Source organism: Chryseomicrobium aureum, from assembly GCF_043182735.1.
GTDB lineage: Bacteria > Bacillota > Bacilli > Bacillales_A > Planococcaceae > Chryseomicrobium > Chryseomicrobium aureum.
In genome coordinates this window covers 124,386-148,309 of record NZ_CP171117.1, presented here as the reverse complement: position 1 = coordinate 148,309, position 23,924 = coordinate 124,386, and the positions used below count along the sequence as shown (strand labels likewise).

Here is a 23,924-nt window from a genome sequence, read left to right as displayed (position 1 = left end):
GGTGAGTCGTTAGCTGACGATGATACCTGACATCATGCCAATATAGGCACAGGCCACAGAGGCTACTCCGAACAAACCGCCTGCTACGATGGGTGCTCGTTTGATAAACGCCGTCACGACCAGCCCGCCGAAGATAAACGCAAGGCCGCCGAAGAACAATACAGGAAGCCCTAGTTCAAAGCTCAGCGCCTCTCCTGTGATCAATGAACCCTCAAGGAATAACAGAGATAGCGCAGAAAGATTGCCCTCCATGACAATTGAACTTGGGGGTGCCTGATGACTGAAGAAGGCGGTCACCATGAAAATGGCAAACAAAATGACGGATTCTGCACGAACCCACGGAATCGGATTCAGTTTACGTGCGCTCAACCAGCGTTTCATAAAGAAACTATTGATCACAATATACGCAATCAAAGGAATCATAAGCAACTGTTTGATGAACAGACCTTGTCCGTACGACGTGCTTAGTCCAGTCACATAATTGGGTACGGTCAGGTCCATCAATAAGAACCCGCTGACCCCCATCGTGATAAAACAAATGAAGGCTACCGGGGAAAACCATTTTAGCCAGTTCAGCCAATTGGTTGTCGTCGTGGCGAACCAGGCAATAACGAGAACCACGCCGACCCAGATGGCAGCGGCAAGCAGATGGAGAAAATCACCCACAAAGCCTCTCACTGGTGCAATGGAGCTGGCATGACTTGCCCAGGCGATGGTGCCAATCATAAACACGGTGAGTGCAAGATACGCCGCTTGAAAGAACCACTCGTTTCGGTGCTGGAATAGCGCATACAAAACAATTAGCAGCACGCCACCTAAGAGTGTGAAATCCCATGCGAGACCTGTGCGATACGATAGCACGACCATCTCAAATGCTTCCGTAAATGACAAACGCGGCATCAGTGCAAATGTAATTTGAAGTATCGGAATAAACGCACCAATCACCACAGCCAGTGTACTGATCAATATGACAATTGGAGACACTCGCAAAGCGGGTCGTTTCGTTACAGGTACCGCCAGCAATAAAAAGCTTCCAACAAGTACAGCCAGTCCAAGCGACAGTACCAGCTGCCCTGCCATAACGAGGAGTTCCATTACGCTCTCTTTCTTCTAGTAATAGTAAGGATGCTAACCGCTACTAGCACGACCGCAAGTGCGGCAATTTTCCAGATGAATGGAGAAGTGCTTTCTTCTTGAGCTGTCGCTGTTGTAGAAGCCACTTCTGTCGCTTGGGATGTCTCATCGGTTTCTTCTTGTTCCGCTGCAACTGGTTCTTCCTCTTCTGTTGCTACCTCTTCCTCAGTAGCTACCTCTTCTACTGATGCATTAATACTAAAGGTAAATGTCCCGTTTAAAGGATGTCCGTCTTCACTTATTGAATTCCAATTGACTGTGTACATGCCATTTTCAAGAGGTTGTTCCAATTGACCAGTTAGAACGCCGTCTTCAATCGTAAATCCTGTTACGCTTATTTCTTCACCTGATTCAGTGATTACCTCAAACACACTACCTTCTTCAATTTGGCCAGAGTAAGTCAGTGTAACTGTATCAATTGTTTCTGTCAGTTCCGACCCGTCTTCTGGATTTGTCGTACTAAGTTCAGTGTGTGCAAATGCAGTTGTTGCAAAAAATAAAGTAATTAAAAATGTGACTGATAGAAGTATTTTTTTCATAGAAAGGCCTCCTTTACATTCGGTTTAAGTATACGAAACGTTTGTGAAATATGAATGAACTCTATGAGGCTAACGCTAAAACTTTTTAAATGGTTCAACTTCTTTTAGACATGCACTTGAAATTCTGTCATCATTGTAAAGGGGTGTAGAGCTAATGAAGCGAAAAAAACAACCGGTGAATAGTGAACCTATTTTATTAAGTTCCGGAATTTTGTTGCTTATCTTCTCTTTGTTTATACCTATACCTATTATTTTATTTATGCAAGATTTACTATTTTTCAAGGATGATACATTATCGGTTATTCGCCATGATGAAGCTTTTAAAGGGTTGGCTGCTGCTTTTACTTGGCTGGGAATTGTTGCACTAGGCGCGTATGCGACTATCGTTTATGCAGATAAAAAGAGAAAGCCTTATCGTCTAAAATGGGTGCATTTGATTTTGGCCTTCCTCAGTGTACCGATTGCCTTGTTTTCGCTATTCAGTTATTCATCTATTCAGGAAACCTATATAGAAACTCAGAATTTTGGGGAGTTCAGTTCTGAACGTATAGAGTTGGATGAAGTTCCTCAAATTATGCGTCATTATGAACCCAATCCCACCCGAGTTACGTCTATTACATTTAGAAGTCCCGATAAAGAAATTACCATCCCATTCAGTGCAGAAGATGGACGGACGTCTCGCGCTATCCAGAGAATCATTGGTGATTATTCGATCCCTGTGATAGAGGATGGGCTTTAACAGTTAAGGAGTTGGCTATGGAAGAGTTAATCATTTTACTAAAGTACATATTTTTAGGTTCTTTACAGGGGTTTACGGAACCCATCCCTATCTCGTCTAGTGGACACCTTGTCATAGCTCAAGAGCTATTTGGGTTAAACATGAGTGTGGACGATTTTACGTTTGAGATTTTAATGAACTTTGCATCACTTCTTGCTGTTCTCGCGATTTACCGAAAAGATCTTATACGTTTAGTTACAAACTCATTAAGTTATGTACGTGTTAAAACAGAAGAAACAAAAAAAGATTTTCAGTTTGTGCTCTACTTAATTATTGCCACAATCCCTGCAGGGGTGATTGGACTGTTGTTCGAAGATACCATCGCCTCCGTTTTTAGATCGTCAAAAACTGTAGCTGTTTCTTTAATCGCTACAGGTATCGCGCTATTCTTTATTCGGAATTTGAAGGGGCGCAAAAATGATGGGGATTTGACGTGGAAAGATGCAGTTATTGTAGGGTTTGCACAAGCGATCGCTTTAATCCCAGGTGTGAGTCGTTCTGGTGCTACTATCGTTGCAGCAATGGGTCTTGGCATGAAGCAAGAGACCGCTCTTCGCTTCTCGTTCTTATTGTTTATCCCAATTAGTTTAGGTCTCATCTTAGTGAAAATACCGGACCTTGCTCTTGGAGATATGTGGCTACCTTATTTACTTGCCTTTATATTCTCATTCGGGTTCTCCTACTTTGCTTTAAAGTGGTTCATGAATATCATGGCGCGTGGAAACCTGATTTATTTCACCATCTACTGTTTAGTCGTAGGATTTGGATTCTTGATTTTTGGTTAACAAAAAAGAAGCCAGGACAAAAGTCCTCGCTTCTTTTATTTTGTTTCACGATGCAGTGTCACACGCTTTAAACGTGGGCAATATTTTTTCAACTCAATACGCTCCGGATTGTTACGCTTATTTTTCGTTGTGATGTAGTTACGGTCTCCTGTTTCAGTACATGCCAATGTAATATTTACTCGCATTTGTATTTCCTCCTAATTTTGAATAATCGTCTCTGCACCTGGCAGAGTGTCGTTAAATGACGACCAGTCTTGTTTTAGTTCTTCTTCGGTCAACAAACAGCTAGTAAGATCTTGACGAATTGTCTCTTGCTCCATCTGGATCCCGATTAAGACAAGCTCTGTTAAATACGCATCTGTGTCTTCTTCCCACTGCCCAATCTTTTCAATCGTCATGGCTGGACCAGCTTGTGAAAGCAAGATAGCATCTTTTGGTCGAGTAGCAATCCATAAAAATCCTTTCGCTCGAACGACTTCAACTGGCCATTCCATCAGCCAATCCATTAAACGTTCCGGATGGAAAGGACATTCAGCTCTAAACACGAAAGATGAAATCCCATACTCTTCAGTTTCTGGAATATGCTCTTCATTTAGTTCTTTGATCCAACCCGCACCTTGGCTTGCTTCTTCAAAATCAAATAAGCCTGTGTCTAGTACATGATCTAATGGAATTTTCGAATGAACTGTCTCGTAAATCTTTGCCCCAGGATTTAGTTTACGAATAACACCTTTTAACTCCGCGACATTTTCTTCTTTCAACATATCGACTTTATTAATTAAAATGACGTTCGCAAATTCAATCTGATCAATCAATAAATCCGCCACTTCGCGCTCATCATCTTCTCCAACGGCTTCTTTACGGTCAAGAAGTGTTTCGCCTGAAGTGAAATCGTGCCAGAAACGATTTGCGTCAACAACTGTCACCATTGTATCCAAGCGGCTAATTTGCCCTAAGTCGATGCCAACAGTTTCATCGATGTAAGTGAATGTCTGAGCCACTGGAATCGGCTCACTGATTCCTGATGATTCGATGACCAAATAATCGATGTCTCCTGCTTCGACCAGCTTCTGCACTTCAACAATCAAATCTTCGCGTAGTGTACAACAAATACATCCATTCTGCATTTCTACGAGTTTTTCTTCTGTATGGCGAAAGCCACCTTGTTTCACAATTTCCGCATCTATATTCACTTCGCTCATATCGTTTACAATGACTGCTACTTTCAATCCTTCGCGATTTGCGAGGATATGATTCAGTAGTGTTGTTTTTCCAGCTCCAAGATAACCGCTTAATACTGTAACAGGAATTTTTCTCATTTATATAAAGCTCCTCACTTAACAAATCGTAATGATTACGTTTTATAGAATACTTTATTGGAATGAAAAGTGCAAGCGAAACTTTTACATCAATTTTCCGTAAATGATGTGAAAGGGGGGTTACTCATGAAAAATACAGGAATTTGTCCAAAGTGCAACTTCTCTCCCCCTAAAAAAAAACCTCCCCCGCTATGACGATGCAGAAGAGGATTTTGTTCATTTAGTTTAACTTCTCTTTACCAGGCAACTCATTGATTTGCAAAGATGCATAGGTGTTACAGAATTTAAAGACTGTCTCGACAACCACTTTCGCACTATATTCCATGAACGGTTTCATAGGTTCTCGATTGTTTGGATGGTAGAATGTCGTTAAGAAATCGAGCAGCAAGTCATTCACAATCTTCGTCGTCATATACGCAAGCTCTGCGTGACGCGCCCGTTCTTCTACAGTCTCACCTTTTAAAACGAAGTCCCGCTGCTTCTCCATCATCTTTTGAAGCTCTTCCGGATCTTTCACCATCGTCCGGAGATTCCCTAAATACACTTTAAAGCTATCCGGTGAATAAAACGTCTCTTTATCAATACTTTGAAAGAAAAAGTTGTTCATCCCATTTGTATGATTGATATAAAACGCAACGTTTTGCAGCAAAGACTCAAGATATACTTCATCTGACTCTACTTTCGCGCGCTTCTCCACAAGAATCTTTTGAATTCCTTGTTGGAGTGTCTCTTTCTCCCATTTCGGTTGCTTTGTAACCGCATTGATCACGCCAGCTGTCTGCTTCGTTAGTAACTCCATTGACATGTTCGAACACTCCCATATAGTTTCTGACAATTTTGATAATACCAGTCTACCATAAATAAATCCGCCTTGCAGGGTGCTTTAAAAAATAGCCCAGTAGACCAAATGAAAAAAGACGGGTGCTGTGTATGTTAAGCTATCCACTTTATTAATCGTCTTACTTTCAACCACTTGTCCATCTACTGTCTCCCGTAAAAAGAAGTTTCGCTTAAGCGCTGACATGACAGCAGTTCCAAAGAAGCCTGTCGCGCCAATCAAGAATCCAGCGAAAATACTAAATGGAACAAACATCGGAGTAATCCATGGTGCTATCACTACCGCGAGCAAAGTTGTTCCGAGTACGCCAGCCACAACACCCTCCCAGGTCAAATCCGGATTAGCCACTGGCAATACTTTTCGTTTGCCCCATTTTTTTGAGACCATATACTGAATCACATCATTGGCCTGCGTCAACGGAATCAAGAACAGGACCATCAATGCACCATACTGTGTAGCAATTCCAACATCATGACGCGTGATTTCTGGCATTTTAGCAAACAGAGCTAAATGACTTAAACCAAATACTAAAAGCATTAGCCCCCACTGCGTCATACTGACAGATTTTAAAAATCCTGCACTGCTTTTTTGAAATAGACGAGCGAGTGGCAGAAATAAGAATACATAGATTGGAATAAAAACAATAAACATGCCGTACCATCCAATATAAATCCAGTAAAAGTTGATAGGGATTGCAAGGTATGCCCAGATAAAAAGTCTACGGTCATGCTTGCGTGTCTCGAGCATTGAAAAGTATTCGCGTAATGCTAAAAAGCATAGCACCATTAGTGACAACAATGAAACATTCGGATGAACTAAAAATGATAGTCCAAAAATTGTTGCCATCCCCCACCACAGCTTTGTGCGGATCACTAATTCTTCATATTTATTTGCGCCCTTATTTTTCCTCTTTTGAAAATATGTTATAACTGATACAAGAAGACTTACTGCAATCAACACTAGAAATACTACATAGACGACATAAAATGTCGAATTCATAAAATACTCCACCAACATTTGCCCACACCCCTGGTATCAAACAGAAGGAGAGGATCCCCTTTGAATGAACGATTTGTCTACATCTTATTAACCGATACAGGTACTGTTTTTACAAAGACTATCAAAACGTACACGAAAGCTCCCTATAATCATTCTTCTCTCTCTCTCGATAAAGAGCTGACTCAATTATATAGCTTTGGGCGCAAAAAACCCAACAACCCTTTTCAAGCAGGTTTCGTACAAGAAGACGTGTTAAATGGCACTTACAAAAAGTATCCGAATACTACTTGTGCACTTTACGAGATACAAGTGAGTCCACGTCAGTATCAAAAGATCGAGCGGATGATAGCATTATTTCAGAGAAACAATAAAAAGACGATTTATAATTTATTAGGTGTCTTTGGTGTTGCAGTAAAAGCTCCGTTCGAACCAAAAGGGTCTTATTTTTGTTCACAATTTGTTGCTGAAATTCTACATCGTGCTGGAATTCGCTTTTGGCCCAAGCTCCCTTCATTAGTTGAACCAAATGATTTTCGAACAATTTTATCGTCACACTTAGTCTATGAGGGATTACTACAAGAATATGTAGCACAAAAAAAGAGCTAGTTGACGAACAAATTAATTTCCAATGTATGGTTTCCTAATTACCGAAATGGTATACTATTCTAAATAATTGAACTTATATGGATGTGACCCAATGGAAGCTATCGATTCCTATACACAGATTCAAAGCGCTTGGTCCACTGTGCACTCTGACGCAAAAAAAGCTGCACGCATCAGCCAAAATATTCTAAATACTACTACTAAAAAAGAAAATGCACTTCTATATGCACAAGCTGAAATCACGCTTGCTTTTTGTCATGCCCATGAAGGGAAAAACGCAGAGGCATTAAGTCTCGTCAATCAAACCCTGCAAGTCGTTGAACACTATCAATCTATTGAATGGATCGTCAACGCAAAACGAGTAATTGGATATGTATACTCTAGCTTAGGTGACCTGAAGCGTTCAGGGGATGCATTTGAAGAAGGGTTATATCTAATCAAGAAATATGATTTGCCAATTGACCCACACTATTTAAACAACCTTGGGTTTATTTATTATGAACTTGGGGAGTTTAAACAAGCACACAATCAGCTCTTAGAAGCACTAGCTGTGGCGCAAGAGCAACAGCATGATATTGTCCCTTTATTGCTATCGAACGTGGCAGATCTTCATCTACAGTTTGGAGAAATAGATGAAGCAGAAGAATTCAATAAACAAGCCTTTACAATACTTCAAACGAAAGTAGAAGATCGCAACTCATTGGCACATTGTCATAGTATCTTTGGATTGATCTCGAAACATAAAAGGCATTGGGAAGAAGCTTATGAATCGTTTGCACTCGCTTTAAAAATGTATCAAGAGCAAGATGCAAAGTATGCAGTAGCTACAATTCTGATTGATATGGGTGGTCTCTATTCAGATCAAGGCCACTACACACATGCATTAGAAAATTATAAAGAAGCATTAGAAATCGCCGAATCCTTAGAAGCAGTCTTATTAACTCAAGAAATCTTACAAAGGATGTCGGATGTCTATTATGCATCAGAAGAGTATAAAAGAGCTTACCAATATCTACTGCGTTATAACGAAGTGACGGAACAAATTAAAACAAAAGAAGTAAAAGATCAACTCTCTCGTTATATGACAGAAGCCCAAGTAGAACGCATGCAACGAGAAGCTGAGATCGAGCGATTGCAATTGAAGCGTGAGTCGGAAGAAGCTTCAATTCGAGCGCAAGTACTAGAAGACTCCTACCAAGATTTGAAGACTGTCAGTGAGATTGGTCGCCGTATCATCGCGAATCAAGAAGATGCAGAAGCGATGTATTCTGTTTATCTTGATTTAAATCGCTTGATGGATGCAGATATCTTTGGTTTATGTCTATACAATAAAGAAACCCAAGAAGTCGAGTACCGTGCATTTGTTGAACAGGGTATACTCCTTTCCCTTAGCAATAAAAGCATTCAAGACACCTCCAGTCTGTCAGTGCGCTGCATTCGGGAAAACCAAGAAATTCATATTAGAAAAGCTGTCGTAGACGAAGACTATACACTTCGAGAATCTGGCTTTCCGGATAAAAATCCGCGTTCTATCCATTTCTTACCGCTCAGCATGAATGATGAGACGATTGGCTCTATGACAGTGCAGAGTTATGAGCAAGATGCCTTTAGTGAACGTCAGATTGAAATGCTGCGTTTACTGGCTTTGTATCTATCCATTGCAATGAGTAATATGTTGAAGTCAGAAGAATTGCAACTTCAAACTCGTAAATTGGAACATCTGGCAAAGACAGATCCTTTAACAAACTTGTACAATATGCGCCACATGAAACAGTTACTTACGCAGTCCATGGAGACGTACCATAAATCCAATAAGTCGTTCTCTATCTTAGTCATTGATTTAGATCACTTCAAAGAAGTAAACGATTCACACGGTCATAGCTGCGGTGATTTCGTTCTCCAAGCACTCAGTCGGCACTTCCAGTCCTTCACCCGGCAATCGGACGTTACAGCTCGTTGGGGTGGCGAAGAGTTTTTAATGCTCTTGCCAAACACAGATTTGCAGGATGCACGAACGATTGGAGAGCGTTTACGTCAATCCATTGAAGAACTCGAGATACGTTTCAATACGATTTCGATTCATATTACAGCAACGATTGGTATTGCTACGTATTCTTCAAAAGATTGGCATGTAGATGAACTCATTGAACGTGCAGACAAAGCACTTTATATTGGGAAAGAAGCAGGACGAAATCAAGTCGTGGCCTATGGTAGTGAATAGAAAAGTGCTTCCCTAGTTTTTCTAGGAAAGCACTTTTTGTTTATGGCAGACGGTTCCCTGCTGCTTGGTAGATTGTATACCAATCTTTTCGCGACAGTGTGATTTCTGCTCCGGCAACGATTTCTTTGATACGGTTCACTTTTGTTGAGCCTGCAACGACCTGCATATTGGCAGAATGGCGGAGAATCCAAGCTGCTATAATCGCTGATTTTGTTACACCGTAATGTGTAGCAAGTTCCTCTAACACTTTATTGAGTTCAGGGAAACGTGGGTGATCCAGATATACCCCTTCAAAGAAACCAAACTGGAACGGTGACCAGGCCTGAATGCGAATGGATTGTTGTTGGCAATAGGTTAATACACCACCATCTCGATCTATGGCTCCTGAAAATTCCGTGTTTGCTTGAATTCCTGTAGTCAACAATGAAGAGTGTACAGGACTAAACTGTAATTGATTGATTTCAATTGGCTGATGTGTCGCTGCTTGCAACCATTCTAGTTGATAGCGGTTGAAATTACTTACACCGAATGAACGAACTTTTCCAGAACCGGCAAGCGTATCAAATACATCGGCAATCTCATCAAGCTCCATCAATGCATCAGGTCTATGTAGCATAAAGACGTCGATGTAATCTGTCTGAAGACGTGAAAGACTTGCATCTACTGATGATAAGAGGTGTTCTTTAGAACTATCATAATATCCCGCTCGAATAGAAGCTTTTGTTTGTAGCACCATCTTGTCACGCAACGATGGTTCGTTTTTGATGACGTTTCCGAATCGTGTTTCACATTCCCCGCGGGCATAAATATCGGCGTGATCAAATGTATGAATTCCTAACTCAAGTGCATGTTGTACCCATTCTGTCAGTTCCTGATCCGTCAACTCGTTGATGCGCATACAGCCCATTACAAATGGATTATCCTTCACTGCAATTCCTCCTTCATACGAAAAGACGCTACTCTTTTCTTATTAGGAAAAGAATAGCGTACTCTTACAAAATATCCAACCAAATTTTTATAGCTGTCGCTAAAATAAGCCCTGCTAGAATCCATTGGAGGTATTTCGTATTCATTTTTTGACCAATTTTTGCCCCGAGTGGTGCTGCGAGAACACTTGCTACAATCATGACCGCTGCAGGTCCATAGAGGATCTGATCAGTTGCAATTTTTCCGATGGTAGAACCAATGGATGAAATAAATGTGATTGCTAAGGATGTTGCAATTGTCATTCGCGTTGGAATTTTTAAGACGACAAGCATGATCGGAACTAAAATAAATGCTCCAGCTGCTCCCACAATTCCTGCTGCAATCCCTACTATAAAAGCAAGCCCTGCAGCCAACCATTTCGAAAAGACAATTTCTTCGACTGGACGATCATCTAAGTTTTTCTTCGGTAAGAACATCATGATGACAGCCAAAGTCGCAAGTACCGCATATACGATGTTGATTGCGCCTTCTGAAATTAACGTAGAACCGTATCCTCCAATAAAACTACCAATTAAAATAGCTCCACCCATATACGTAATCAGTGTTTTATTGAGATACCCACTCTTACGGTACGCCCAGACACCTGCAATTGTTGCAAAAAATACTTGGATGGCACTGATTCCAGATACTTCATGCGCTGAAAACGCTGCGAATCCTAGCATCGGTGGAATATAGAGAAGCATAGGATACTTGATAATCGAGCCTCCGATGCCGACCATTCCTGAAATAAATGAACCGATGAACCCGATTAAAAAGATGACAACGACAAATTCGATACTCATCTCTATTCCTTCTTTCCTTACGCTTTTTTAATCAAGAATGTAAGCACTTCTGCCTCTTCTTGCACATCTAACAATTCATGTCCTCCTGAACGAGACCATGCAGTTAAATCTGCTTTGGCACCTTTATCCGTGACTACTACTTCTAGGATTTCACCTGACTCGATATCGTTCATCGCTTTACGTGTTTTTACAATTGGCATCGGACAAGCAAGTCCCTTTGCGTCTAGTGTTTTTGCTATATTCATGTATAAACTCCCCTCTTTAGCGGACAGCACAGCGGTTTGGTCCAATTTCCATCTCACGCTGTACTTCTAGATCCGGTGTGATTTTCCCCATGTTCATATGGCGAATATCTTGGTATGCATTTGGTTGTGGTGGTAAATTCTTTGTTACTAACTCACGAAACTCTTGCTCATCTTGAATGTTGAGTCCATGGTTGTCACGGAACAAATCACCTAAACGTTTTGCCACACTGCCGTCTTCATTCAGTTCTTCCATAATCATGAAATGGGCAGGTGCAACGAGTAAGTCATCCGTTAACTTTTGATAGCGAGCATAAAGTGATTCTCTTAAATCGCCTACCCAATCCTCTGCTAAACCAGCAAGGTCTGGACGGCCAATCGAATCGATAAAGAGGATATCTCCCGTCAACAGGTAACTTGCATCAATCACAAATGACGTCGACCCAATCGTATGTCCTGGTGAATAAAGAGCTTCTACTTCTACGGATCCTACTTTTACAGTAAGACCATCTATTAGATGTTCGAACCCAAAAACCACTTCTTCTGCATCTGCAGGTGGCAAGTAATATGTTGCTCCTGTTTGTTCTGCAATTTGGCGTCCTCCCGAGATATGATCCGCGTGAAGGTGAGAATCGAAAACGTGTTTGATTTCGAGTCCCTTTTCTTTTGCAAAGTTTAAGAATACGTCTGTCATACGCGTAGCATCCACTACTAAGGCTTCGCCGTTTGATAGGATCATATACGATAAGCAGCCTTTTCCTAAACGGACAAATTGATAAATCTCTCCACCTGAAGGTAAGTCTCCAAGTTTCACAGGTTCTAAATGTTCACTCCATGCTTTCATTCCACCTTCTAAATACGCGACGTCAACGCCTTCTTCTGATAGCATTTCGGCAACCATGATTGAAGAGCCTTCTTTTGCACAGACAACTAAGATATCACGGTCTGTTGGTAGGTCTTTTACTACCTCTTCCACTCCATCTAATAAATCAAAGTAAGGTACATTCAAGTACTGAATGTTGCCTCCTTCGATTTTCCAATCTGCGAAGGCATCGCCGTTCCGTACATCTAGAATGAAAAGAGGTTGATTTTCTATAATTTTACGGGCAACTTGTTTTGCCGGCATTGCATGTACTGTCATTTACAAACTACCCCCCAAGGTATATTTTTAATCAAAAAAATTTAGAACGTTAGTGTAACGTCAGCATCTTGTGCAAAGTCTAGGAAAGTTACAGCTCCACCGACTTCAATTCCATCTACGAAATGTTCTTTTTCTAGTCCCATTACGTCCATTGTCATTTGACATCCAATAAATTTAACACCAAGATCTTGTGCCATTTCAATCAATTCTGGAATGCTTGGAACATTCGCTTTTGCAAATCCTTCTGCAAAATGTTCTTTACCAGCAGGCATTTCAAGTTGTTGATTCCCTTGTTTATGAATTAAGTTCAATCCTTCGAACGTGAAGAAAATTTGGACTTCATGATCGGTAGCTGCTGCTGCAGTTGCAATGTTGAATACCTTGTATGCGTCGAATAGTCCACCGTTTGCTGCGATAATTGCTGTTTTTCTAGTCATTAAAAATCTCTCCTCTTTTATAGTGATGTTGTTTTTCCTTTATAGTCCCGCATTCCCGGAACAATATTGTACAAGTTTTCATATCCAGCTTTTGCGAGGATATTTCCTGCAATCGCACTTCGTCTTCCAGAATGGCAGATCAAATAGATGGTCTCATTTTTGGGAAGTTCTTGTGCACGTGTTTCAACGTCACCTAGCGGAATATGAAGAGCACCTGGAATATGTGCGTCTTTGAATTCTTGTTCTTCTCGAACGTCTAGTATTGTTAGTGAAGAATCGTTAAGTAGTTCTTCAAAAGATAAAAGTGAAATTTCCGGAATCTCAATCGTTTCCTCCACTTCACCTAGGCCATCTTTTTTTAAGTAGTGGCGTAATGTTTCTCCTTCAGTATCTGTACCGAGATACAGGTGTCCAGAACTTTTTGCCCAAGCTTGCAAATCAGCCGTAGAGCCTTTATCTGTTGCTTGTATTTCTAGCACTTCGCCTGTTTGAAGGTCTTTCATTGCTTTGCGTGTTTTGACTATTGGCATTGGACAAGCCAGTCCTTTTGCGTCCAACACGAAATCTGTGTGAATCATAACGAGCCTCCCTTATACCTTAATGGGTATATTTTAATTGAAATAAAAAAAGAATTTTATATACCCCACTAGGTATATTAAAGTGTATGCGACAAAATGTCAACCTATGCATTTTACTAAAAAAAGCTGCCCTTTTGAAAGGACAGCTAGGAGTATTACTTCTCTTCTTTATTAAACCAAAGTTCGTCTTGATCATCGACATCGCCATTGTAATTGATGAGAATCTCTTCTCCTTCAGCAATATCCGTATACGCATAAAAATCAAACGTTTGGTTGTCAAAATTGATTTCATACGTCGCATTTGGTGTATACGAATGATTAAACAGCATCCCGTATCCAAGCAAGATCGCAGAACGGCCAATCCCATATTCAAATGCATAGTCTGCAAGATGCGTTTTTTCAATATACTGATGTTCTTCATTCGGATAGGCTAAGACCGGGGCTTGATGGAACAATGTACCCTTTGTGATCGTTTGTTTTGCAAACACGCCTCTGTTCATTTCACCTTCGCCTAATGGAGACCATTTAATTTCAATCATACAAGTACCTGCTTTTCCTAGATTTGTCTTCCCTACTGTACCACGTTCGTTCAATTGAGTCTAAATCTTAAAAAATCGGGTATAGAAAAGTACTTTGTTTTTGAGGAGCGAATGCCAATGATGAAATTAGTACGAGACAAATGTCCAGAACTGAAGACGGAAAAGCCTGAAAGGTTAAGAGGAACAGCTTATCGAGTTGCTTTGAAACAACGCCTTCTTGCTACTGCAGAAAATTACCAAAAAGCTGAGACAGACCGGAAGGCTGTTCAAGAACTTGTTGATTTAGTAGAGCTTGTTCACGCACTACTTCCCGCTCATAATATGACATTTGAAGAACTTGAAATGGTACGCAGACGTAAAAAAACAGAACAAGGTGCTTTTGATCAAGGACAAGCTATACCTAACACAAGCCTCGATTCCTAACTTTGGAAACGGGGCTTTCTCGTTGTCACAGTTCCTTCAAATCCTAGTCCATTTCTAAGCCCTGAGAAGCGTATAGACAGCGAAGAATCCGTATAATAAGGAGTAAGAGGTGAAGCCAATGAAAACGCTCCAAGCGTGGGCCTTTCAATATCGAACGGTACTATTCATTCTATTTCTTCTTACAGGCGTTTTAGCCGCAGCTATTATCGTACAAAGCTATGCTATCGTGCAAGTAGTCGATGGTGTATTTGTACAGGACGTCTCTTTTGAAGAAATTAGTTTTTTTCTTGTCATTCTAGTTGGGGCATTGCTCATTCGTTCAGTAGTAAACTACAGCAATGCTCGTTTAGGCCTACACTTATCATTAACTGTCCGAAAATCGATACGTAACGACTTATTATCGAAATGGACAAAACAACCAGTATCTGAAAAAGGACGCAATCAAACTGGAGAAAAATTAACGACATTAATCGATTACGTGGATCAGCTTGATCCCTACTTCAGAGAATATGTTCCGCAAGTGATTAAAACAACGATTGTTCCTTTGGCAATTTTAATTAGTGTATTTATAGTGAATCCTAACAGCGGATGGATCATGTTGATCACCGCTCCATTTATACCGATTTCGTATATTTTAGTTGGTTTAAAGACACAACAAAAATCCGACCGCCAATTGGCAGAGCTCTCATTCTTTTCTGGGAAGTTTTTAGACATCTTGCAAGGACTTCAAACCTTAAAGCTTTTCGGACGCGGCAAAGAACAGGCTACTGTTCTAAAAGAAACCAATGCGGGCTTTCAAAAAACGACGTTGTCGATTCTGAAAATCGCTTTTGCTTCCTCGTTCTTTATTGAACTGATCATCACATTGGGAATTGGATTGCTAGCTCTAGAGATCGGCTTCCAGATGCTCGTGTTTGAAACGCTCGCATTTGCTCCAGCATTTTTTGTATTAGCAATTGCGCCTGAGTACTACAACTCCTTGAAAGAGCTTGGGGCCGCATTCCATACAGGTCGTGGGAGTTTAGCGGCTGCCGAAAAATTAAAAGAAGAATTGGATGCTAAAGAGAAATCTGTGAAGTGGGGCTCATCACCTCTCCGCTATCCGGTTCGTTTAGATTTAAACCAGGCTACTTACTCATATGGTGGTGAATTTACCTTACAAATTGATGCACTTGAAGCACTACCGAATGAACGGCTCGTTATTATAGGCCCTTCAGGACAAGGGAAAACGACACTCCTTGGCGTTTTAGCCGGACTTTATGATCCACTTACTGGAGCAATAGTGGTAAACGGAAAGGAACGCAATACAGTCGATGAGTCCAGTTGGTGGGATCAGACAACGTATATCTCTCAACATCCTTATCTATTTTCAGGGACAATCCGCGAAAACATTGAGATGGGTACTGTTTCATCCGATGATGAATTGAAGCACGCTATTGAAGCGTCCGGTTTAACAGAACTGATCAGCACCCTTCCACAAGGTTGGTCAACAGCGGTTGGTGAAGGCGGGCGCGGATTATCCGGTGGCGAAAAGCAACGAATTGCTTTAGCCCGCTCCTTTCTCAAGAAGCCCGCTCTCGTCTTTTATGATGAACCGACTATCGGTCTTGATGTGAAAACCGAGCGTATCCTATCACAATCGATGGAGAGCCTTTCTGAAACGGCCACTGTGATAACGGTTGCCCACCGCCTACCAACCATTCGGAAAGCTGATAAAATCGCTGTGCTTGAAGACGGTCGTCTTGTTGCTTTTGGGCCTCCTGAACATGTGATACGCGAAAATGCTTATGCGGCTTCTTTATTAGAAGGAGGCGATGACGTATGAAAGAACTAATTAGCTTACTGGCAGAAGAACGAAAAGATGTAGCGATTGCCATAGCTCTAGGAGCAGTTAGTGGATTAACATCCATTGCGTTGTTTGCTCAAAGTGGATTTTTGATTTCTCAAGCTGCATTGTCCCCACCGTTTTATACGATTTTAATTTTAACTGCATTTCTTAAGTTGTTTGGAGCGGTGAAATCATCCAGTAAATATTTTGAACGCTTGATTTCGCATCGCGTGACGTTTCAAGCGCTCAGTCGTATTCGCGAGCACTTCTTTGCACAGCTGAGTCCCCTAGTGCCGCAAATTTTCACACGCTATCGCAGTGGTGACTTACTCAGCCGCTTTGTGAGTGATGTCGAGATTATTCAGAATTTCTTCTTGCGCGTGGTCTATCCACCACTTGTCACGGCTGTCGTATTTTTAGCGACCGTGTTTTTCACGTTGTTCTTCTCAATCTGGTTAGCTCTCGTTATGATTCTCGGGTTTCTGCTTGTCGCCCTTGTCATACCGGCACTATTTTCCGAAAGACTAAGAAGAAATGATGTGTTAGTGAGACGGGCGGCTGTTGCTACAGAAGCCGCGGAGTACATTGCCGGATTTCGGGAATTGAAATTGCACAATCAAGTGAAACAAAAAGAACAGGCAGTGCAACAAGCACAAGAGGCGTATATACGCGAACAACGTCAAGTTGGAAACGTGCAATTGTGGAGTCAGACATTAAATGCTTCTGTTGCTTCCTTAACAGCGTTTGGTATATTAGCTGTCGGTGCTTACTTAGTAGCACAAGGTGAATTGAATGGGCTGTTTTTAGCCATGCTGACACTTGTTGCATTGACGTCGTTTGAAACCGCCGTACCGATTGCCGGTGTGCCAGGACATCTTCATGAAAGTCGTCAGGCACTGAACCGACTTCAAGTGGTTGTAGATGAACAACCGCCTCACCACTATGAAAAGTTAAATCAAGCGTCTGCGTATTCACTTCATGTACAAAATGTAAACTATCTTTACCCAGAAGCCGACCGATTCACTTTAAAAAATTTGGATCTGGAATTGATAGCTGGAACACGGACGGCATTAGTAGGGGCTAGTGGTTCTGGTAAATCGACACTTCTTCAATTACTTGCAGGCATGGCATTTCCAACGAGTGGAGACATTCGTGTGAATCACCAGTCTCTCACCGCTCTTGACCCTGAATCCTTATGGAATGTGATGGGTGTTCAGTTACAAACTAGCCATTTCTTCTACGGAACAATTCGAGAAAACTTGGCGATTGCAAACCCGAACGCACAAGACCAAGAACTTCAGGACGCTCTCGAAAAGGCGCAGTTCATAATTGAACTCGATGAACCAGTGTTTGAACGTGGGGAGAACTTATCAGGTGGAGAAAAACAGCGATTAGCACTAGCTCGTCTGTTCCTCACGAAAAAAGCGATTTACCTTTTCGACGAACCCTTCACAAGTCTAGATTATCAAACAGAAAAAAACCTAACAGACGAATTGTGGAAACATAGTATGGGGTCTACAATTGTATTAGTCAGTCATAAACTCTCAGGTCTCGAACAAATGGACCAAATCGTAGTGCTAGATCATGGACAGATTGTCGAGAAAGGGTCCTATGAAGAACTGATGACCCAAAAAGGTGTGTTCTATGAAATGAAACAAATTGAAAGTACCATTCTATGAAAAAAGCTGTCCTTCTGTCGAAGGGCAGCTTTTTACTTTCCAAATAATTGTTCAATCAAATCTTCAGGAGGGAGCGGCCGACTGTAATAATAGCCCTGGAAGACATCGCACCCAAGTTCCCGTAACTGATGAACTTGATAAGGTGTCTCTACCCCCTCAGCAACAACTGTCATATCTAAGTGATGGCCTAAAGAAATAATCGTGGCGATGATAGCGCGCCCTTCCTTCGTCGATAGTTTATCTGTAAATGCTTTGTCGATTTTAATATGATCAATCGAAAAGTTCTGTAAGTAGCGAAGCGAACTATAACCAGTCCCAAAGTCGTCCATTGCAATGCGTACTCCTAACGCTTTCAAGTCACGTAGTATTTCCGCTGCAATGTCTTCTTGCATAGCAATTGTCTCTGTGATTTCAAGCATCAGACAGCGGGGTCCCAATCCAGTTCGTTTTAAAATCGCTTTGATTTTTTCTTGAAGATCGGCTTGATAGAATTGACGAAGAGAGAGGTTGACAGCTATAGGAGTTGCCGGAAAACCCTTACTTTGCCACTCTGCATTTTGACGACAAGCCTCTTCAATGACCCATTCTCCGATTTGGACGATAGCGCCCGTTTCTTCAGCAATTGGAATAAAAACATCTGGAGGAACCATTCCAAGCTCAGGGTTGTTCCAGCGAATCAATGCTTCAATTCCATGAATTTTGTTTGTATTTGCATGGTACTGGGGCTGATAGTATAAAACAAATTCTTTATTTTCGAGTGCTTGATGCAAAAGATTTTCCATGCGTAAATCAGAATGTGCTAATCCTTCAATGTCTGAACTATACAGTTTAAATGTATTTCGTCCGTACTTTTTGGCGTGATACATCGCATGATCTGCTGCCCGAATCAACTCCTGTTGTTCCTTCCCATGTCGTGGGTAGAAGCTTATACCTACACTAGCTGTCAAAATAGTGGAGAATCCATCGATATCATACGATTTCGTCAGCTCGGAGATAACCTCTACAGCCATCAATTTAATGGCAAGTTCGGATTCCATCGGTGTGAGAATAGCAAATTCATCGCCTCCATAGCGAAACACTTGACCACGATCTCCAATGACAGCTTTCAACCTCTCCGAAAAAGAAGTGATCAACCGGTCACCTGCTTCGTGCCCTAAATGGTCATTGATGAATTTAAAGCGATCAAGGTCTACAATCCATAAGGCAAACTCTTGCTCAGTGGATGGGTCTACCTTTTGCTTTAGTTCTTCGTTGAAAAGACGTTGGTTTCCTAAACCCGTTAAGCTATCACGGTATGCCATATAATGCATCATTTCTTGATGTTTTTTGAGCAGTGTGATGTCTTTACCAAAAGTAGCGTTTGCAAATCCTGTTTTGAAAAATGCGTTTCAAATGCGTGCGTCTGATTTTTGTTTTCCATACCTACCCACCTTTTAGTTGCCAACTTGAAAGTATTTTTAGTCTCCTAATTATATCAAAGGATAGCTGATTTGTAGTAAATAGAAGATAAATACATAAAAAAAGGCCTGAAGATGTCAGACCTTAGGTACTAGAGACTAAACGAGAGTAGTTGTTCCATACATAAAGTAAGATGATTTTGTATCCGCTTTGATTGTGTACATGGCTTCATCTGCGAAACGAATCAGTTCTTTCTGATCTTGGGTATGGTCTGGATAGACAGCAATCCCAAGGTCTACTTTAAATTCAATAGTGTATCCATTAATTACACAAGGCTCTTCAAAAACTTGAACGATACGCTCTGCAATTCGAATTGCATCGCTTTCTTTAATCAATTCGGGTAACACAATTGCAAATTCGTCTCCTCCAAGACGTGCGACGGTATCAACTTCCCGGACTGATTGCTCTAAACGGGATGCTATCTTCACGATAACTTCATCGCCGACTTCATGTCCATAGGTGTCGTTGATTCGTTTAAAATTTCGTCCGTCCAGTAAAATCAGCCCAACACGTTCTCCATGACGACTTGCATGTCGAAGGGCCATGTTTAATCGATCTTCGAATAGGCGGCGGTTCGGAAGACCTGACAAATAATCATGAAAAGCCATTTTAGCAAGCTTCTCACGATATTCCATTCGTTCAGATATGTCACGTGCAGAAGTTACGACTTGGGTCACTTGCCCATCTTTTAAAACGGGAGTCGCAATAATTTCCATCCAAATAAAGTGACCTTGTTGATGACGGTGTTTCACTTCAACTGTAATGGGTTTCGCCAGCAGTGCGACTTCTTCAAATGATTGCACAATTCGATTTTTATCTTCATCAGCTAGAAATTCACTAAAATGATGACCTAAATAATCTGATGGTTGGAATCCCACAATTTCTTCACTGGAAGGAGACACATAATCAATAATTCCTTCAGGACTAATTAATTTAATTACATCTAATGAGTTTTCTGCAATGAGTCGATACCGCTCTTCGTTTTCTCGGAGTTTTTGTTCTAACTGGTACTTCTCAGTGATGTCTTTTACAATCGCTAAAATATACAAACATGTTCGGTCTTCATTTAAGACAGGGTAAAGGGTAGTGTCTCCGATAAATTTGCGGGTAGGATTAACAAGTTCATGAATAAACTTTACGGGTTCTCGTGAAGTAGCTACTTGCATGTACTGGGCATGAAGAAGGTCAGCTTCTTCTTTATTTGAAATGACTTCTTGCAGAATTTTGTTGATTTTTGATTCATCAAACAACAAAATATCTTTTACAGCTTGGTTAATATATTGGTAGGAAATTCCTCGTGGCTCTACTTTCATTAAAAACACCAAGTCATCGACATAGTCAAATAAGCGTATCATTTTTAATCCTTCAGATAGATACGAATCGAAGAATTGTTGCATACCCATTTCCCCTTTTCCCAAAAAAACAATAATTGGTTTGATTATATACTATATACCCTTTAAAAATCGAATTTTTCGCAAATAAAGTGAGTATTTTGTGACACATTCTATTATATTTATGATTATTACCATAGAAATATGCGCAACAAAGCCCTTCTTCCTTTATTTTGAAGAAGGGCTTCATTTATTCCCATTCATAAAGCTGTTTCAAGTTTGATTGAACCTCTTCAATGGTTTTCGCCTGCATAGGTTTCTTTAACCAACGATCCACAAAGTACAAGGCATCTTCTACAGGAATCGCATATTTGATTTCTCCAAAGTCACCACCAGTTTGCGTAATGACTCCAATTACTTCACTTGATTTCGCATCAAATAGTGGCCCCCCACTACTGCCTGATGCGACTTGTGCATCAAACTGAATGAATTGGTTATAGTTTGACGCACTTTCCATTTCTACGGATCTTTTACGGCCCGTGATATACCCTACAGCTCCTGTGTTCTGGTTATCGTAAGGAGTACTAATTGTAAGGATAGGGATTCCTGGCTGAACATTTAATTCTCGGTTAATCGGGACGCCTTCATTGCCTTCATAATCTGGTACGTGAATCAATGCAATGTCCATGAATTCAGATATCCCTACCACGGTTCCGTCAGAAGGATGTGAGAAGGAGTTCCACACGGTAACGTCTAGACCATCCGTGACGACGTGAGCATTAGTGATCACGTATCCACCATCCGTATACAAAAATCCAGAGCCCCATCCAGTTTCTCCTTCAATCACCATGACAAGTGGATCTAAGGCTTTAAAGTTACTTGAATAATCCGGCAGTCCATTCATTTCTAGTTGAGATGAAACAGGTAAGGCAACCACCGTTTCTTGTTCATTAAAATAGAACCCACTTAGATTGAGCCCCAACAGAACCCCGATGACAACTAGTCCTGTTGCTTTGATGCGTGATTTCCACGGTGATGTTTCTTTCTCAGATGTTTGATGATTATCCATCTTCTTCCTCACAGTCGTTTTCTTCAAATTATATAATCATATTAGGATACTTCATAGGGTTATTCTTCTTATTTTTCTAATTCTTTCTCAATCGACCTTTCCAAATTCATAAACCTATTGAATAGTTCTTGAGCAGTTTAATAGTCAGGGTCGTCAGATTAAAATGTATATGTCTCTACCAACTCTTCAAATGACATGTCTTCCCCCCTTTCTTATATAACGGTTGTCACGCATCATTGGATTTCCAAGTTGCCATTTTTTTCAAAAAAGAACCTGTGCTTTATGCACAGGTCCACAATTAGTTGGTTTGTAAGGATTCGAGCCACTCGTCAGTGCCTTGGAAGTAGAGTCCACGTTTTTCTAAGCGTTCGATTGCCTCTGGATGACTCGGATCTTCACGTAACAATTCTAAAGTAGAATGTAAGTGCTCCGTTTCTAATGATTTAAGCTCGATTTCTCCATTCATGGAGTCTTCCAAGATGGCAATGGCTCCGTCCAAATCCCCTCGTCCTGCGACAATGATTGCCCTATCATAATTACTAGCTTCAGGACTATAGGATAAATCATAGGTCAACCGTTCCTGTAAGATTTTCTCCCCGGCATCGAAGTCCAGTTCACCCAGAACCAATCTGCGTAAACTAGATAAATATTGTCCGTACATCGGAAAATAGACCTCTTCTTGAAAAGCCGTCCATTCTTCCTCCCATTCACTTGCCGGAATTTCATAGGTCCGATCAAAATATGTTCTATCCTTAGCCAGCGTCTCTTCATAACGGTCAATTAGAAAACTTTGTGTCGTCACGTCTTCTGGGATTTGATACAGGTCACGAATTTCTTCTTCAATTACTGCGTAGTCATCCGTGAGAAGCCACTTTTGAAATTGTTCCGTGCTCGCTCCATGAATCAATTCCGACGTTAAAATTTGCCCGTATGTATAGACATCTTGCGTGTGATTATTCATTTGCAAGATTTTACTGGATGCATCTGCAAACGAGAGATTTTTATAGTTATCAAATGGTCCAAGCATCAAGGAACCTGTCATTGCTTCGGCAAATCCTTCTTCTAGCCAATGAGGAATCCTTACGTGTTTTCCCGCTTCTTGCAATTGGAACTGGTGGACGCGGTAATGCGTGTACTCATGAATGAAGATTTTTTCCCAGTACAGTGTATTCTCAAGCATGTCGATGCGCCCCGTAATAATTGAATATACGCCAGCCATATTGCCGTCCATTTCTAAAAGCTGAAGAGTCGAAGCATTTCTATGTAATTCAATCTCTGGTTTTTCTCCTTCTGCTAGAGGGGAAAGATAACGATCAAGCTGCGCTTCCATACGCGGGAATAATTCTTCCATAATGGCGACTTTATGTTCATTGTCTTCTGTTACATAATACGTCGCATACTTCCCGTCTACTCGGTATGAATCATCTTGCATCGTCGTCTGTCCTGTCAGACGCGCATACCAACGCACTTTCTCTTTCACTGATTCGTCCACATTCCCCGCTTGGATCACAAACGCATTGCCGAATGCCAACAGCACAATGGCGAGTCCGGCCGCTAACGATGTCACGAGAACGACCGTCCCGCTCCAACGGGAACGAATGCCAAGCCGTGGCAATTTGCCAACGACAAGAGCGACAAGTGAGATAATAAATATCGCAAATGGCACAAACCAAAGCACAATACCCCAAAGCATGCCGATCAATTCATCATACGAAAAAATAAGGTAGCCACTTCCACCTAAAAACAACACCATGACGACTAGGAACAACAAAAACTTCAAAAACCCCTTCATCCAACCTTCCTTTCATTCCCCCTTAATTTGTACGAAGGATTTCTAATATAGTGACGAGCCATAAGATTCCGAGGATACCAAAGCCAATCCATACTCGAAAACGTATCGCTGCTTTTCCTGCATCACTCAGCTGCGGATCTTCTTTGTATTTCCAGCGCTCGAAGAGAAACTCTGCCTCTTCTGGGTGGCGAAGCGCAAAAATCCCTAGCAGTACAAACACGATTGTTATACACACCAAGAAAAACATGGAGGGTACCCCTTTCCATCTCTTATTTCTAGTGTATACGATTCAAGATGGACATTGTTTCAAAAAATAGAATCATTCTCAGAATCGTAGAAAAAATGTTCTTATCGAACAATGCTATTGACTTTTATGTTCATAGGTAACATAATGATGTTTGAAGTGAACAATAAAGCGTTTT

25 protein-coding genes are annotated in these 23,924 nt (G+C 41.1%); 7 read left to right on the top strand and 18 right to left on the bottom strand.

The window, feature by feature from the left end:
- Positions 1-9: 9 nt before the first annotated feature.
- Positions 10-1,095, bottom strand: coding sequence for a copper resistance D family protein (locus ACF3OH_RS00850; protein ID WP_392455380.1), 1,086 nt, complete (start codon positions 1,093-1,095; stop codon positions 10-12).
- Positions 1,095-1,673 (bottom strand): copper resistance protein CopC, encoded by a 579-nt coding sequence (locus ACF3OH_RS00845; protein ID WP_392455379.1) that lies wholly within the window; start codon positions 1,671-1,673, stop codon positions 1,095-1,097. The genes ACF3OH_RS00850 and ACF3OH_RS00845 overlap by 1 nt, the downstream gene beginning before the upstream one ends.
- A gap of 154 nt (positions 1,674-1,827) precedes the next feature.
- Between ACF3OH_RS00845 and ACF3OH_RS00840 the strand changes: the two genes are divergently transcribed.
- Complete coding sequence (locus ACF3OH_RS00840) at positions 1,828-2,412, top strand: hypothetical protein (RefSeq protein WP_392455378.1); 585 nt, start codon at positions 1,828-1,830, stop codon at positions 2,410-2,412.
- A gap of 17 nt (positions 2,413-2,429) precedes the next feature.
- Positions 2,430-3,236, top strand: a complete 807-nt coding sequence (locus ACF3OH_RS00835; RefSeq protein ID WP_392455376.1) for an undecaprenyl-diphosphate phosphatase — start codon at positions 2,430-2,432, stop codon at positions 3,234-3,236.
- Positions 3,237-3,271: 35 nt separating this feature from the next.
- Here ACF3OH_RS00835 and rpmG read toward each other — a convergent pair whose 3' ends face one another.
- The 4 genes from rpmG to ACF3OH_RS00815 all read right to left on the bottom strand — a co-directional run bounded on the left by rpmG (position 3,272) and on the right by ACF3OH_RS00815 (position 6,392).
- On the bottom strand, positions 3,272-3,421 hold the full coding sequence (rpmG, locus tag ACF3OH_RS00830) for a 50S ribosomal protein L33 (protein WP_066461706.1): 150 nt from the start codon (positions 3,419-3,421) through the stop codon (positions 3,272-3,274).
- Positions 3,422-3,433: 12 nt separating this feature from the next.
- Positions 3,434-4,555 (bottom strand): GTP-binding protein, encoded by a 1,122-nt coding sequence (locus ACF3OH_RS00825; protein ID WP_392455375.1) that lies wholly within the window; start codon positions 4,553-4,555, stop codon positions 3,434-3,436.
- 220 nt (positions 4,556-4,775) lie between these two features.
- Positions 4,776-5,360 (bottom strand): hypothetical protein, encoded by a 585-nt coding sequence (locus ACF3OH_RS00820; protein WP_204590874.1) that lies wholly within the window; start codon positions 5,358-5,360, stop codon positions 4,776-4,778.
- A gap of 78 nt (positions 5,361-5,438) precedes the next feature.
- A complete protein-coding gene (locus ACF3OH_RS00815; RefSeq protein WP_392455373.1) occupies positions 5,439-6,392 on the bottom strand; it encodes a phosphatidate cytidylyltransferase in 954 nt (317 codons plus the stop codon).
- 60 nt (positions 6,393-6,452) lie between these two features.
- Here ACF3OH_RS00815 and ACF3OH_RS00810 point away from each other — a divergent pair, with 60 nt between their 5' ends.
- On the top strand, positions 6,453-6,998 hold the full coding sequence (locus tag ACF3OH_RS00810; protein WP_392455371.1) for a hypothetical protein: 546 nt from the start codon (positions 6,453-6,455) through the stop codon (positions 6,996-6,998).
- 91 nt (positions 6,999-7,089) lie between these two features.
- Positions 7,090-9,216, top strand: a complete 2,127-nt coding sequence (locus ACF3OH_RS00805) for a diguanylate cyclase (protein ID WP_392455370.1) — start codon at positions 7,090-7,092, stop codon at positions 9,214-9,216.
- Between the two features lie 40 nt (positions 9,217-9,256).
- On the opposite strand, the gene ACF3OH_RS00800 is transcribed toward ACF3OH_RS00805, so the two are convergent.
- The 7 genes from ACF3OH_RS00800 to ACF3OH_RS00770 form a co-directional block, all read right to left on the bottom strand.
- The gene (locus ACF3OH_RS00800; RefSeq protein ID WP_392456660.1) at positions 9,257-10,123 is read right to left on the bottom strand and encodes an aldo/keto reductase family oxidoreductase; all 867 of its coding nucleotides are present in this window, start codon (positions 10,121-10,123) and stop codon (positions 9,257-9,259) included.
- Positions 10,124-10,208: 85 nt separating this feature from the next.
- Positions 10,209-10,985 (bottom strand): sulfite exporter TauE/SafE family protein, encoded by a 777-nt coding sequence (locus ACF3OH_RS00795; protein WP_204590882.1) that lies wholly within the window; start codon positions 10,983-10,985, stop codon positions 10,209-10,211.
- 17 nt (positions 10,986-11,002) lie between these two features.
- Positions 11,003-11,230: a sulfurtransferase TusA family protein gene (locus tag ACF3OH_RS00790; protein WP_392455369.1), complete on the bottom strand. Its 228-nt coding sequence runs from the start codon at positions 11,228-11,230 to the stop codon at positions 11,003-11,005.
- 16 nt (positions 11,231-11,246) lie between these two features.
- Positions 11,247-12,368: an MBL fold metallo-hydrolase gene (locus tag ACF3OH_RS00785; protein ID WP_392455368.1), complete on the bottom strand. Its 1,122-nt coding sequence runs from the start codon at positions 12,366-12,368 to the stop codon at positions 11,247-11,249.
- A 41-nt stretch (positions 12,369-12,409) separates the two neighbouring features.
- Positions 12,410-12,805 (bottom strand): DsrE/DsrF/DrsH-like family protein, encoded by a 396-nt coding sequence (locus ACF3OH_RS00780; RefSeq protein WP_392455367.1) that lies wholly within the window; start codon positions 12,803-12,805, stop codon positions 12,410-12,412.
- 17 nt (positions 12,806-12,822) lie between these two features.
- Positions 12,823-13,383 carry a sulfurtransferase TusA family protein gene (locus ACF3OH_RS00775; RefSeq protein ID WP_392455365.1) on the bottom strand — a complete coding sequence of 187 codons (561 nt, stop codon included), beginning with the start codon at positions 13,381-13,383 and terminating at the stop codon, positions 12,823-12,825.
- Positions 13,384-13,538: 155 nt separating this feature from the next.
- Positions 13,539-13,922 (bottom strand): SET domain-containing protein, encoded by a 384-nt coding sequence (locus ACF3OH_RS00770; protein WP_204590884.1) that lies wholly within the window; start codon positions 13,920-13,922, stop codon positions 13,539-13,541.
- Between the two features lie 117 nt (positions 13,923-14,039).
- On the opposite strand from ACF3OH_RS00770, the gene ACF3OH_RS00765 reads away from it, so the two are divergent.
- From ACF3OH_RS00765 to cydC, 3 genes are all read left to right on the top strand, one after another.
- Positions 14,040-14,345, top strand: a complete 306-nt coding sequence (locus ACF3OH_RS00765; protein WP_392455364.1) for a nucleoside triphosphate pyrophosphohydrolase — start codon at positions 14,040-14,042, stop codon at positions 14,343-14,345.
- A 118-nt stretch (positions 14,346-14,463) separates the two neighbouring features.
- Positions 14,464-16,170, top strand: coding sequence for a thiol reductant ABC exporter subunit CydD (gene cydD / locus ACF3OH_RS00760; RefSeq protein ID WP_392455362.1), 1,707 nt, complete (start codon positions 14,464-14,466; stop codon positions 16,168-16,170).
- Positions 16,167-17,852 (top strand): thiol reductant ABC exporter subunit CydC, encoded by a 1,686-nt coding sequence (gene cydC / locus ACF3OH_RS00755; protein ID WP_392455361.1) that lies wholly within the window; start codon positions 16,167-16,169, stop codon positions 17,850-17,852. The genes cydD and cydC overlap by 4 nt, the downstream gene beginning before the upstream one ends.
- Positions 17,853-17,884: 32 nt before the next feature.
- Here cydC and ACF3OH_RS00750 read toward each other — a convergent pair whose 3' ends face one another.
- The 5 genes from ACF3OH_RS00750 to ACF3OH_RS00730 form a co-directional block, all read right to left on the bottom strand.
- Positions 17,885-19,153 carry a putative bifunctional diguanylate cyclase/phosphodiesterase gene (locus ACF3OH_RS00750; RefSeq protein ID WP_392455360.1) on the bottom strand — a complete coding sequence of 423 codons (1,269 nt, stop codon included), beginning with the start codon at positions 19,151-19,153 and terminating at the stop codon, positions 17,885-17,887.
- Between the two features lie 255 nt (positions 19,154-19,408).
- A complete protein-coding gene (locus tag ACF3OH_RS00745; protein ID WP_392455359.1) occupies positions 19,409-20,707 on the bottom strand; it encodes a diguanylate cyclase domain-containing protein in 1,299 nt (432 codons plus the stop codon).
- A gap of 184 nt (positions 20,708-20,891) precedes the next feature.
- Complete coding sequence (locus tag ACF3OH_RS00740) at positions 20,892-21,710, bottom strand: S1C family serine protease (protein WP_392455357.1); 819 nt, start codon at positions 21,708-21,710, stop codon at positions 20,892-20,894.
- Positions 21,711-22,008: 298 nt separating this feature from the next.
- Positions 22,009-23,502 (bottom strand): hypothetical protein, encoded by a 1,494-nt coding sequence (locus tag ACF3OH_RS00735; protein WP_204590079.1) that lies wholly within the window; start codon positions 23,500-23,502, stop codon positions 22,009-22,011.
- Positions 23,503-23,524: 22 nt separating this feature from the next.
- Positions 23,525-23,749, bottom strand: a complete 225-nt coding sequence (locus ACF3OH_RS00730) for a hypothetical protein (protein WP_204590078.1) — start codon at positions 23,747-23,749, stop codon at positions 23,525-23,527.
- Positions 23,750-23,924: the final 175 nt, after the last annotated feature.

What these genes read in the sequence shown, in the direction of transcription:
- ACF3OH_RS00835 (WP_392455376.1), top strand. Translation starts at nt 2,430, where the DNA reads ATGGAAGAGTTAATCATTTTACTAAAGTACATATTTTTAGGTTCTTTA.
- ACF3OH_RS00765 (WP_392455364.1), top strand. Translation starts at nt 14,040, where the DNA reads ATGATGAAATTAGTACGAGACAAATGTCCAGAACTGAAGACGGAAAAG.
- ACF3OH_RS00785 (WP_392455368.1), bottom strand. Translation starts at nt 12,368, where the DNA reads ATGACAGTACATGCAATGCCGGCAAAACAAGTTGCCCGTAAAATTATA.
- ACF3OH_RS00750 (WP_392455360.1), bottom strand. Translation starts at nt 19,153, where the DNA reads ATGGCATACCGTGATAGCTTAACGGGTTTAGGAAACCAACGTCTTTTC.
- cydC (WP_392455361.1), top strand. Translation starts at nt 16,167, where the DNA reads ATGAAAGAACTAATTAGCTTACTGGCAGAAGAACGAAAAGATGTAGCG.
- ACF3OH_RS00850 (WP_392455380.1), bottom strand. Translation starts at nt 1,095, where the DNA reads ATGGAACTCCTCGTTATGGCAGGGCAGCTGGTACTGTCGCTTGGACTG.
- ACF3OH_RS00805 (WP_392455370.1), top strand. Translation starts at nt 7,090, where the DNA reads ATGGAAGCTATCGATTCCTATACACAGATTCAAAGCGCTTGGTCCACT.
- ACF3OH_RS00740 (WP_392455357.1), bottom strand. Translation starts at nt 21,710, where the DNA reads ATGGATAATCATCAAACATCTGAGAAAGAAACATCACCGTGGAAATCA.
- ACF3OH_RS00820 (WP_204590874.1), bottom strand. Translation starts at nt 5,360, where the DNA reads ATGTCAATGGAGTTACTAACGAAGCAGACAGCTGGCGTGATCAATGCG.
- ACF3OH_RS00815 (WP_392455373.1), bottom strand. Translation starts at nt 6,392, where the DNA reads ATGAATTCGACATTTTATGTCGTCTATGTAGTATTTCTAGTGTTGATT.
- cydD (WP_392455362.1), top strand. Translation starts at nt 14,464, where the DNA reads ATGAAAACGCTCCAAGCGTGGGCCTTTCAATATCGAACGGTACTATTC.
- ACF3OH_RS00795 (WP_204590882.1), bottom strand. Translation starts at nt 10,985, where the DNA reads ATGAGTATCGAATTTGTCGTTGTCATCTTTTTAATCGGGTTCATCGGT.
- ACF3OH_RS00840 (WP_392455378.1), top strand. Translation starts at nt 1,828, where the DNA reads ATGAAGCGAAAAAAACAACCGGTGAATAGTGAACCTATTTTATTAAGT.
- ACF3OH_RS00780 (WP_392455367.1), bottom strand. Translation starts at nt 12,805, where the DNA reads ATGACTAGAAAAACAGCAATTATCGCAGCAAACGGTGGACTATTCGAC.
- ACF3OH_RS00735 (WP_204590079.1), bottom strand. Translation starts at nt 23,502, where the DNA reads ATGAAGGGGTTTTTGAAGTTTTTGTTGTTCCTAGTCGTCATGGTGTTG.
- ACF3OH_RS00825 (WP_392455375.1), bottom strand. Translation starts at nt 4,555, where the DNA reads ATGAGAAAAATTCCTGTTACAGTATTAAGCGGTTATCTTGGAGCTGGA.
- ACF3OH_RS00790 (WP_392455369.1), bottom strand. Translation starts at nt 11,230, where the DNA reads ATGAATATAGCAAAAACACTAGACGCAAAGGGACTTGCTTGTCCGATG.
- ACF3OH_RS00745 (WP_392455359.1), bottom strand. Translation starts at nt 20,707, where the DNA reads ATGCAACAATTCTTCGATTCGTATCTATCTGAAGGATTAAAAATGATA.
- rpmG (WP_066461706.1), bottom strand. Translation starts at nt 3,421, where the DNA reads ATGCGAGTAAATATTACATTGGCATGTACTGAAACAGGAGACCGTAAC.
- ACF3OH_RS00800 (WP_392456660.1), bottom strand. Translation starts at nt 10,123, where the DNA reads ATGGGCTGTATGCGCATCAACGAGTTGACGGATCAGGAACTGACAGAA.
- ACF3OH_RS00775 (WP_392455365.1), bottom strand. Translation starts at nt 13,383, where the DNA reads ATGATTCACACAGATTTCGTGTTGGACGCAAAAGGACTGGCTTGTCCA.
- ACF3OH_RS00770 (WP_204590884.1), bottom strand. Translation starts at nt 13,922, where the DNA reads ATGATTGAAATTAAATGGTCTCCATTAGGCGAAGGTGAAATGAACAGA.
- ACF3OH_RS00845 (WP_392455379.1), bottom strand. Translation starts at nt 1,673, where the DNA reads ATGAAAAAAATACTTCTATCAGTCACATTTTTAATTACTTTATTTTTT.
- ACF3OH_RS00730 (WP_204590078.1), bottom strand. Translation starts at nt 23,749, where the DNA reads ATGTTTTTCTTGGTGTGTATAACAATCGTGTTTGTACTGCTAGGGATT.